This window comes from Kaarinaea lacus, from assembly GCF_975902315.1.
This window is the reverse complement of sequence record NZ_CDLKIE010000431.1, coordinates 1-2,988: the sequence shown is the minus strand read 5'-3', so window position 1 is coordinate 2,988 and position 2,988 is coordinate 1. Positions and strand designations below refer to the sequence as shown.

Annotated in this window: 3 protein-coding genes; all 3 read left to right on the top strand. The window is 47.6% G+C overall.

Going from position 1 to position 2,988, the window contains the following annotated elements; translation table 11 throughout:
- A partial coding sequence (hisS, locus tag ACWVCM_RS13560; protein ID WP_455202296.1) for a histidine--tRNA ligase occupies positions 1–1,113 on the top strand: 1,113 nt, incomplete at its 5' end.
- 25 nt (positions 1,114–1,138) lie between these two features.
- Complete coding sequence (locus ACWVCM_RS13555) at positions 1,139–1,810, top strand: YfgM family protein (protein ID WP_455202295.1); 672 nt, start codon at positions 1,139–1,141, stop codon at positions 1,808–1,810.
- The coding region (gene bamB, locus ACWVCM_RS13550; RefSeq protein WP_455202294.1) for an outer membrane protein assembly factor BamB at positions 1,810–2,988 on the top strand (1,179 nt) is incomplete at its 3' end. The genes ACWVCM_RS13555 and bamB, both read left to right, overlap by 1 nt.

Below are 2,988 nucleotides of genomic sequence, written 5' to 3'. Positions count from 1 at the left end.
CTATTCGCTCGCTCTATTGGCGAAGTAACCGATATCGTTGAAAAGGAGATGTATACCTTCGAAGACCGTAACGGTGACAGTTTAACCTTGCGTCCCGAAGGGACCGCGGGTTGTGTGCGGGCCTGTATTGAAAATGGATTGCTGCATAATCAGACGCAACGCTTATGGTATACCGGGCCCATGTTTCGCCACGAACGGCCACAAAAGGGTCGCTACCGGCAGTTTCACCAGGTGGGTGTTGAAGCATTTGGCATGCAGGGTCCTGATATTGATGCAGAGCTAATTATGATGAGTGCCCGGATCTGGAAACAGCTGGGGCTAAAGGAACTGGAGTTGCAGATTAACTCGTTGGGCAGTGTTGAAAGTCGGCGTGTTTATCGTGATATCCTGGTAGAGTACTTTTCAAAACATCAGTCTGCACTGGATGAGGACAGCCAGCGTCGCTTGCACAGTAATCCATTAAGGATTCTGGATAGCAAGAATCCGGATATGCAGGAGTTAATTGAGAATGCACCCAGGCTGCAAGATCATTTAGACCAGGAGTCGATCGAACATTTTCAGGGTGTCAAATCCCTTTTGGATACGGTAGGAATTGCATATCGTGTCAATCCACGTCTGGTACGTGGCCTGGATTATTACAATAAGACAGTATTCGAATGGGTCACAACGCAATTGGGCGCGCAGGGTACCGTATGTGCGGGTGGTCGTTACGATGGCCTGGTTGAACAATTGGGCGGAAAGCCCGTGGTCGCAGCAGGATTTGCGCTGGGGATTGAACGACTTGTTGAGCTGGTGCAGAACAATTTACGCCTGGATGTGGCGCCTCATGCTTACTTCGTTATTGCGAGTGATGATGCAGTAGCGACTGGTCTGCAAATGAGTGAAACGCTAAGGGAACAGTTACCTCATCTGCGCTTGCTGGTACATTGTGGTGGTGGCAGTTTTAAAAGCCAGTTTAAACGGGCAGACAAGAGCGGCGCGAGTGTGGCGCTCATTCTGGGGGATGATGAATTAGCAAGTAATACGGTAAGTGTAAAATATCTTCGGGAAGACAAACCGCAGCAATCCGTATCTCAGGATGGTCTGCTAACACTTTTACAGGACCTGATTTGAAAAATTAAAAAACTGGAGAACGAACGTGGAAGTATATAGTACGGAAGAAGAGCAAATAGCGGCCATAAAAAAATGGTGGAAAGAAAACTGGCTTTCATTATTTGGCGGAGTACTGATTGGTATAGGTATTCTGGCCGGTGGGAAATACTGGCTGGATACAAAAAATTTCCACGCCGAGTCAGCATCGATTGAATATGAAGCCATGATTCAGTCATTGACGCGTAATCAGCTGGAAGAAGCATCTAACAGAGCCGCAACCTTGCTGGGTCAGTATGCCGATACTCCTTATGCAGGTTTGGCGGCGCTTACCATGGCGAAAATCAAGACTGACAAGGATGATCTGGTCGCCGCAAAATCACATTTGCGTTGGGCAATGGATAATGTGCAACAGAAAGAACTGAAGTTTGAAGCACAGATTAGACTGGCGCGGGTGCTATTAGCAGAGAAAAATTATGATGAAGCCCTGCAACAGGTCAATGCCGTCACCTCGCCGCACTATAAAGTCGTTGTAGAAGAATTGAAAGGTGATATCTACGTCGCCAAAGGCGATACCTCAAATGCAAGAACAGCATACAGCCTTGCGTTGGCTGAACTGGATCAATCGGCATCCAGTTCGTCACCGCGTGTGCGAAATTTCCTGCAGATTAAACTTGATGACCTGGGTGAAGTTCCCAATCCGGGAGGAGAGTCCTCATAATGCGTTTTGTTATGGTGCTGAGCATTGTTCTGGCAATCGCAGGATGTGTCGGCTCTGGTAAAAAAGAATACCCGGATCTGGATCCCATTAAATCCAGCACTAAAATCAAGCCATTGTGGGTGGCAAATGTCGGGGAAAAGGGTGTCAGGCAAAATCGTCAGCTATCCGTGGCCATAACCAATGAGCGTGTTTACGCAGCAACTGCTGATGGACATCTCATGGCTTTGCAGCTTAACGATGGCAAAAAAGTATGGGCCAATGCAATCGTGGACTCCATTTCTGCCGGTCCCGTAGTTCATGGTGATGTACTTTATGTGGGTACAACTGAAGCACACCTTTTCGCCCTGGATTCAGGATCAGGCAAGATAATATGGGAAGGCGATGTTTCCAGTGAAGTGTTGGCTAATCCGGTGATCAGTGACAAACTGGTTTTTGTACAGACGATTGACGGTAAAATTACCGCACTTGAAAAAGCAACTGGAAAAAAGGTTTGGTCTGATTCGCGTACGGTTCCAGCGTTAACATTGCGTGGTACCAGTTCACCGATTATCACAACAGATCGTCTAATTGCGGGATTCGCAGACGGCAAGCTGGTCGCTCTTGAAAAAGATACCGGGAAACGGCTTTGGGAATCTGTTGTGGGATTACCCAGTGGCAGGACTGACCTGCAACGGATGGTTGATATCGATGGTTTGATACAAATCAGTGACGATGAAGTGTATGCCGTTACCTATCAGGGCCGCGTGTCTGCGATAGCGGTGGAAAACGGGCGCACGATATGGACGCGAGATATGTCATCCTATACTGGTGTAACCATGGACGAAAATCAATTGTATCTCACCGATGCAAAGGGGCAGGTTTGGGCAATCGATCGTCGTAGTGGTGCAACACTATGGCGTCAGGATTCATTGCAGGAACGTGACGTTACTGGTCCCGTCATAATCGGTAATACATTGGTGGTAGCAGATGGTGCGGGTTTTGTGCACTGGTTATCTAAAGAAGATGGTTCATTTGTAGCTCGTGATGATCTCACCGAAGTCTACGATTGGGCTTTTTACGATTGGGGTGATGAAAATCGCGAAGAGCTTGATTTTGGTGTTTCTGCTTCCCTTGAAGTAGTCGATGATCGGCTATATGTTCGAAACAACATGGGTGCACTTTCTGTTTTTCAGTTGTCT